The organism is Mesorhizobium sp. M4A.F.Ca.ET.050.02.1.1 (assembly GCF_003997725.1).
Lineage (GTDB): Bacteria > Pseudomonadota > Alphaproteobacteria > Rhizobiales > Rhizobiaceae > Mesorhizobium.
Genome location: NZ_RZSG01000288.1, coordinates 1 through 6,863 on the forward strand (window position 1 = coordinate 1; position 6,863 = coordinate 6,863).

Annotated in this window: 5 protein-coding genes and 1 riboswitch; of the genes, 2 read left to right on the plus strand and 3 right to left on the minus strand. The window is 65.0% G+C overall.

The window, feature by feature from the left end; genetic code table 11:
* Positions 1 to 342: 342 nt before the first annotated feature.
* From EOA33_RS18985 to EOA33_RS18995, 3 genes are all read right to left on the minus strand, one after another.
* Positions 343 to 1,395 carry a substrate-binding domain-containing protein gene (locus EOA33_RS18985; protein ID WP_127406276.1) on the minus strand — a complete coding sequence of 351 codons (1,053 nt, stop codon included), beginning with the start codon at positions 1,393 to 1,395 and terminating at the stop codon, positions 343 to 345.
* A gap of 33 nt (positions 1,396 to 1,428) precedes the next feature.
* Entirely contained in the window at positions 1,429 to 2,418 is a 990-nt protein-coding gene (locus tag EOA33_RS18990) for an ABC transporter permease (protein ID WP_127406277.1), read from the minus strand.
* A 67-nt stretch (positions 2,419 to 2,485) separates the two neighbouring features.
* Entirely contained in the window at positions 2,486 to 3,997 is a 1,512-nt protein-coding gene (locus EOA33_RS18995; RefSeq protein ID WP_127406278.1) for a sugar ABC transporter ATP-binding protein, read from the minus strand.
* 136 nt (positions 3,998 to 4,133) lie between these two features.
* Between EOA33_RS18995 and mtnK the strand changes: the two genes are divergently transcribed.
* On the plus strand, positions 4,134 to 5,408 hold the full coding sequence (gene mtnK / locus EOA33_RS19000) for an S-methyl-5-thioribose kinase (protein ID WP_127406280.1): 1,275 nt from the start codon (positions 4,134 to 4,136) through the stop codon (positions 5,406 to 5,408).
* Positions 5,405 to 6,499, plus strand: coding sequence for an S-methyl-5-thioribose-1-phosphate isomerase (gene mtnA / locus EOA33_RS19005; RefSeq protein ID WP_127406279.1), 1,095 nt, complete (start codon positions 5,405 to 5,407; stop codon positions 6,497 to 6,499). The genes mtnK and mtnA overlap by 4 nt, the downstream gene beginning before the upstream one ends.
* A gap of 77 nt (positions 6,500 to 6,576) precedes the next feature.
* Positions 6,577 to 6,719, plus strand: a riboswitch (FMN riboswitch).
* Positions 6,720 to 6,863 lie beyond the last annotated feature (144 nt).

Here is a 6,863-nt window from a genome sequence, read left to right on the forward strand (position 1 = left end):
AGGCGTATGACGCTTGTCCGCTGCAGCGCCGCGCTAACCAATCCGCTTGGCGCTGCAGCGGACAAATAGGGGGAGAACTGTTACCTATGTATCCGGTTCAAACTGTTACCCATCTATCGGCTGGACACCCTGTCGCGGATGGTTTCGTCAACCTCCAGCGTTGCAGAATATGCGCCAGCGTCGCGGCCAGCACCTTCTCCCTGTCACTATACGGGGAGAAGGTGCCGGCAGGCGGATGAGGGGCAGCGCCAACGTTGCTAATGTCGCCAAAAGCGTGCAGCAGTTGGGAGTCGGAAGCGCGTCGCATCAATGCCATCAGAGGCGAACGCGCCTAGACCAGAACTACTTGGCGTTCGGGTTCGGCATCCAGGCCGGCATGGCGACATCGGCATGGGCGAACTGCGGCAGCTTGGCCGACAGGTCCTCCATGTTCTTGATGTCCTTGTCCACGAGCTCCTTCTGGGTGATCAGCGTCGGCGGCACGATGACGTTGTGGCCGGGATCCTCGCCGGCGAGCAGTTGCGCCAGCGCTCGCACCGAGACCTGGCCGACGACGGCCGGGTTGGTGGCTGCGGTGGCGGCCCAGGCGCTGTCCGGCTCGCGCATCGCGGCGATGTCAGAGGTCGAGATGTCGGCCGAGTAGATCTTGACGGCCTTGTTCAGACCCGCCTCGTCGACGGCGATCTTCACCCCCTTGGCGAATTCGTCATAGGGGGCGAACATTACCTTTATGTCGGGATGCGCCGACAGCACCGAGCGTGCCTGGTTGGCGACGGAGTTGGCAATCGGGTTGTCGAGCGTGCCGAACATGGCGACCTCGTTGATGCCCGTATGCTTCTTCTTCACGTCGACCCAGGTCTCGTTGCGGCGGTCGAGCGGCGCGATGCCGGCGACGTAGACATAGCCGGCCGTCCAGCTGTCGCCATTGTCCGTGACCGCCTGCTCTAGCGCGAGACGGGCAAGGTCGCGGTCGGACTGCTCGATCTGCGGGATCTTCGGGTTCTCGACATTGACGTCGAAAGCGACGACCTTGATGCCGGCGTCGACCGCGCGCTGCGCGGCATCCTTCATCGATTCCGTCAGGCCGTGCTGGATGATGATGCCCTGCACGCCGAGCGCGATGGCCTGGTCGACCATGTCGGCCTGAAGGGCGGCGTCCTGGCGGCTGTCGAGCACGCGCAGGTCGACGCCAAGCGCCTTGGCCTGCGCCTCGACGCCCGAGAGATAGGCCTGGAAGAAGTCGCCGGTCGACAGATAGCGCACCAGCGCGATCTTGACGCCGGGCTTGTCGAACGGCGCCGGTCTGTCGGCGGCAAGAGCCGGGACCTGCATCAGCATCGTGGCGCCCGCAAGCCCGAGCGCCACCTTCCCCAGAAGTCTTCTTGTGATGTTCATGTCGTTTTCCTCCACTGTTTTGACCGGTCGAACCTATCTCCCGCCCCTGCCGGAAAGGGCGAAGGTGAAGACAAGGGCGACGACGAGAACGCCGCCCTTGACGAAATCCTGCGTGTAGTAGGGCGCGTTCATCATCGTCAGGCCCTGTAGCAGCACCCCGACGAAGACCGCGCCGACGGCCGTGCCGAAGGCGTTTGGCTTGGCCGCGCCAAGCACCGCGTAGCCGATGAGCGCGGCCGCCACCGCGTCGAGCAGCAGATTGTTGCCCGAGGCAATGTCGCCACGGCCAAGCCGGGCGGCGAGCAGGATGCCGCCGATCGCGGCAAAGACGCCCGAAATGACATAGGCCCAGATCTTGTAGGCCTTGACCCGCGCGCCGGCGAGTTCGGCCGCGCGCTCATTGCTGCCGACGGCATACATCATGCGGCCGAAGCGCGTGTATTCGAGGAAGAACCAGATCAGCAGCGCCAGCACAATCAGCACCACGACCGACACCGGAACGAGGTTGGGCACGAAGAAATCGAAGCGATGGCGTCCGAGCGCCAGGAAGGCTTCGCCGAACTTGCCGTTGGCGACCGAGCCGTCGGGCATGGTCATGCCGGTGGCGATCGAACGGCCTTCGGTTGGGATGCGCTGCAGGCCGACGAGCAGGAACATCATGCCGAGCGTGGCGAGCAGGTCGGGCATGTAGACGATCAGCCAGCCGTTGATCAGGCCGACGACGGCGCCTATGAGCAGGCAGACGACGACCGCGACGACGGCGTTCTGCTCCAGAACCACCATGACATAGGCGGCCGCCATCATGGCGCTGGTGGCGACCGAGCCGATCGACAGGTCGAAGCCGCCGACTACGAGGGTCGCCGTGACGCCGAGCGCCAGCACGCCAGTGATGGCGACGGACTGGAAGATGAAGACCGCGCTCTGCGGCGACACGAAACCGTCGGCGGCGACCGCGAAATAGGCGATCAGGCCGAACAGAAGGACGATGAAGCCGTAGCGGATGGCATGGTCACGCAACATCATGCAGCGCTCTCCGGCGCCGTTGCCATGTCAGTCCAACGCATCCCTGCTCCATTCCTGTCCATGATCCTCACGCCGCACTGTGCAGCGGGCCGCCCGCCACTTCGGCAAGCAGCCGCTCGAGATCGATGTCTTCGTTCCTGTGTTCGCCGACGATCGTCTGCTCCGACATGACCAGGATGCGGTCGGCCGTCTCCAGCGCCTCGTCGAGCTCAATGACGAAGAGCAGCGTGGCGCGGCCGTCGGCGCTCGCTCGGAGCTTGGAGGCGATGTCGCGCCGGGCCGAGATGTCGACGCCCTGAAACGGTTCGTCGAGGATGAACAGTTTTGCATCCTGCGACATCCAGCGGCCGACCATCACCTTCTGCTGATTGCCGCCCGAAAGTGCGGAAAGCTCGTCCTTCTCCGAACGGCAGACGATGGCGAGCTCGTCGATCTGCCGGCGTGCGATGCTGCGTTCGGCGCGCCGCTTCATGATGCCGAAGCCTGACATGCGCTTGAGGAAGGGCAGGCTGATGTTGCGCTCGATGTTGAAGCCGCCGACGATGCCGCTGGTGGCGCGGTCCTTGGCGACAAGGAAAACGCCGGCCGCGATCGCCTCGCCTGCTGATGCCGGCGCATAGGGCTTGCCGTCCATGGTCATGGTGCCGGACAGCGGCCGGCGCACACCGAACAAGGTTTCGGCCAGCGCCGTCTTGCCAACGCCGACCAAGCCGGTGATCGCCACCACCTCGCCGGCGCCGAGCGTCATCGAGATCGGCTTCGACCCTTGCGCGATCCGCAGGCCTTCCGTGTTGAAGACAGCGCGCGCCGAGCTTCTCGCGACCACCCGGTCGAGATGGATCTTGCGGCCGAGCATGGCGTTGACGGCGCCCTCATAGTCGAGCGGCTTGGTGTCGAACAGGCCGCTCACCACGCCGTCGCGCATCGAGACGATGCGGTCGGCGAGCCGGCGGATGTCGGACATGCGATGCGAGATGTAGAGGATCGCCACCGCTTGCTCGCGCAGCCGGTCGATGAGCTGGAACAGCCGGTCGGCCTCGGCGCTGGACAGCGACGAGGTCGGCTCGTCGAGGATCAGCACTTTCGGCCGGTGCGCCATGGCCCGCGCGATCGCCACCATCTGCCGGTCTGCCAGCGAGAGATCGCTGACCCGGGCCTTGAGGTCGATGGCGAGCCCCATGCGATCGGCGACGGCCCTGGCCTCGCGGCGCACGCGGCCGGGATTGAAGAAGGTCGGCACGCCGCTGCCGCTCAGGCGGTCCAGCGTCAGATTGGTGGCGACGTCGAGGTCGGCGACGACCCCGTCATTGATGTTCTGATGCACGGTGACGACGCCGGCGCGGATCGCCTCGGCCGGCGTGTTCGGCGCGAAGTCCTCGCCGGCGAGATGCATCGTGCCGCCGCCGAGCTCGTAGACGCCGCTGACGATCTTGACCAGGGTGGATTTGCCGGCGCCGTTGGCGCCCATCAGCACGGTGACTTCGCCCGCATGCAAGTCGAGCGAGATGCCGCCAAGCACCTCGATATGGCCAAAGGACTTCCTTAGGCCGTCCACGCGGAACACGGCACCAGTGCCCATTCATTCCTCCCTGATCCCGACGCTATGGGCTATATCGGCAATTGTCAACACGATTGACAATTGCCAGCATGCTTCCTAGCTTGGCCCCGCCGCCATGCCTCCTTTATGTTCGGAGCGCATAAGCGAGAGGATGATGATGACGCAGAAACTGCCGTTCGAAGCACTATCGGTCGAAACGCTGCCGGCGCGCCTCGGCGCCAATGAGGCCGTCACCGCGCAGATCGGCAAGGATGCCCGACGCTGGAAGGTGCGTGAGGTCGGCGACGGCAATCTCAACCTGGTGTTCATCGTCGAGGGCGACGAAGGCGCGGTCGTCGTCAAGCAGGCCCTGCCCTATGTGCGGCTGGTCGGCGACAGCTGGCCGCTGCCGTTGAAACGCTCGTTCTTCGAGTATCACGCGCTGACAAGGCAGGAGCGCCGAGCGCCCGGCTCGGTGCCGTCGATCCACCATTTCGACGAGGCCCAGGCGCTGATCGTCATGGAATATCTGGCGCCGCCGCACATCATCCTGCGGCGTGCGCTGATCGAAGGCCGGCAACTGCCGAACATCGCCCGCGACATCGGCCTGTTCATGGCCCGCACCCTGTTCCGCGGCTCCGACCTGCATATGCCGACCAAGGACCGCAAAGCCGATTTGGCGCTGTTCGCCGACAATGTCGAGCTATGCGGCATCACCGAGGACCTGGTGTTCACCGATCCCTATTTCGACGCCAAGCTGAACCGGCATACGTCGCCGCAGCTCGACGGCCTGGTCGCCGAGCTGCGCGCAGACCGCGACCTCAAGGTCGAGGCGCAGCGTCTGAAACATCTGTTCGCCGCCAACGCCGAGACGCTCTTGCATGGCGACCTGCATTCCGGCTCGATCATGGTCACCGATACCGAAACCCGGATGATCGATCCGGAGTTCGCCTTCTATGGCCCGATCGCCTTCGACGTTGGCATGCTGCTCGCCAATTTCTGGATGTCATTCTTCTCGCAGCACGGCCATGAAGACAAAGGCAGGCGCGACGCCATGCGCGCCTACCTGCTCGGGGTCACCGCCGAAACCTGGGCCGTGTTCCGCGCCGAGTTCTCGCATCTGTGGCGGACCGAGCGCACCGGCATGCTCTACCACAGAAGCCTGTTCGAGGATCAAGGCGATCTGCTCGGCGCCGAGCAGGCGCTCGACCACATGCTGCACTCGATCTGGACCGACCTGCTCGGCTTTGCCGGCATCGAGGTGCACCGGCGCATCCTCGGCCTCGCCCACAATGCCGATTTCGAGACCATTGCCGATCAGGATCTGCGCGCCACATGCGAAGCAAAGGCACTGAAGTTCGGCCGCCATCTCGCCGTCAACCGGCGCCAGATATACAGCATCGACGAGGTCAACAGCCTGGCCGCGCTGATCGAACAGGAGAGCAGCCTTTGAACGTCGGCGACCGCCACTACCGCACCATCTGGCTGAGCGATGACGGCCGCTCGGTCGAGATCATTGACCAGCGCTGGCTGCCGCATGAGTTCCGCATCGAGACGATCGGCACCGTTGCCGGTATCGCCACCGCGATCCGCGACATGTGGGTGCGCGGCGCGCCGCTGATCGGCGTCACCGCCGCCTATGGCGTCGCCATCCAGATGGAAGACGACCCGTCGGATGCGGCGTTGGACGCCGTCTGGGAGACACTGCACGCGACACGCCCGACGGCGATCAACCTGCGCTGGGCGCTTGACGAGATGCGGCGGGTTCTGAAGCCGCTGCCGCCGGCCGAGCGGGCCGGGGCCGCCTATCGGCGCGCCGCCGAGATCGCGGACGAGGATGTCGGGCTGAACCGCGCCATCGGCGAGAACGGGCTTGCCATCATCAAGCAAATCGCGGCGCGAAAAGCACCGGGAGAGACGGTCAACATCCTGACCCATTGCAACGCCGGCTGGCTGGCGACGGTCGATTACGGCACCGCAACCGCGCCAATATATCTGGCAACCGAAGCCGGCATTCCGGTCCATGTCTATGTCGACGAGACCAGGCCGCGCAATCAGGGCGCCCAGCTGACCGCCTGGGAGATGGCCGGCCACGGCGTGCCGCACACGCTGATCGTCGATAATGCCGGCGGCCATCTGATGCAGCGTCGCCAGATCGACATGGTTATCGTCGGCACCGACCGCACCACCGCGGATGGCGACGTCTGCAACAAGATCGGCACCTATCTCAAGGCGCTCGCCGCCTCCGACAACGACGTGCCGTTCTATGTCGCGCTGCCCTCTCCGACCATCGACTGGACGGTGGGCGACGGGCTTGCAGAAATCCCGATCGAGGAGCGCTCCGGCGACGAGGTGTCGCTGGTCTGGGGCAAGAACGCCAAGGGCGAGATCGCGCAGGTGCGCGTCTCGCCGGAAGCGACGCCCGCGGCAAACCCGGCCTTCGACGTCACGCCGGCGCGGCTTGTCACCGGCCTGATCACCGAGCGCGGCGTCGCCAAGGCCTCACGCGAGGGGCTGAAGGCGATGTTCCCGGAGCGTGGTTAGCCACAAGGAGGAAGATTGGCAGCTGCGGCGACGGCGCTAATTGACAGCGCCGCCCTCCCCCTCCATAGCTTCACCGTCAAAGTTCTCAGGGCGGGGTGAAAGTCCCCACCGGCGGTAAGAGCCTCGGCTCAAGCCCGCGAGCGCTTCCCGGAAAGGAAGGTCAGCAGATCCGGTGTGATTCCGGAGCCGACGGTCACAGTCCGGATGAAAGAGAACGAACGGAAGGACGGGCCGCTCGCGCGGGCCGGGTTTTCGTATCGTGCGTCCTGATTCTGGTTCGAAACGGAAGGATGGACCCATGAATCAGCATTCCCCGAAAGACTATGAAATCGTTCGCGTCGCCGTCATTCGGGCGCGCTGGCAT

Bases quoted from the DNA above. Each gene is read 5' to 3' on its own strand.
- EOA33_RS18985 (WP_127406276.1), bottom strand. From the start codon at position 1,395: ATGAACATCACAAGAAGACTTCTGGGGAAGGTGGCGCTCGGGCTTGCG.
- EOA33_RS18990 (WP_127406277.1), bottom strand. From the start codon at position 2,418: ATGATGTTGCGTGACCATGCCATCCGCTACGGCTTCATCGTCCTTCTG.
- EOA33_RS18995 (WP_127406278.1), bottom strand. From the start codon at position 3,997: ATGGGCACTGGTGCCGTGTTCCGCGTGGACGGCCTAAGGAAGTCCTTT.
- mtnK (WP_127406280.1), top strand. From the start codon at position 4,134: ATGACGCAGAAACTGCCGTTCGAAGCACTATCGGTCGAAACGCTGCCG.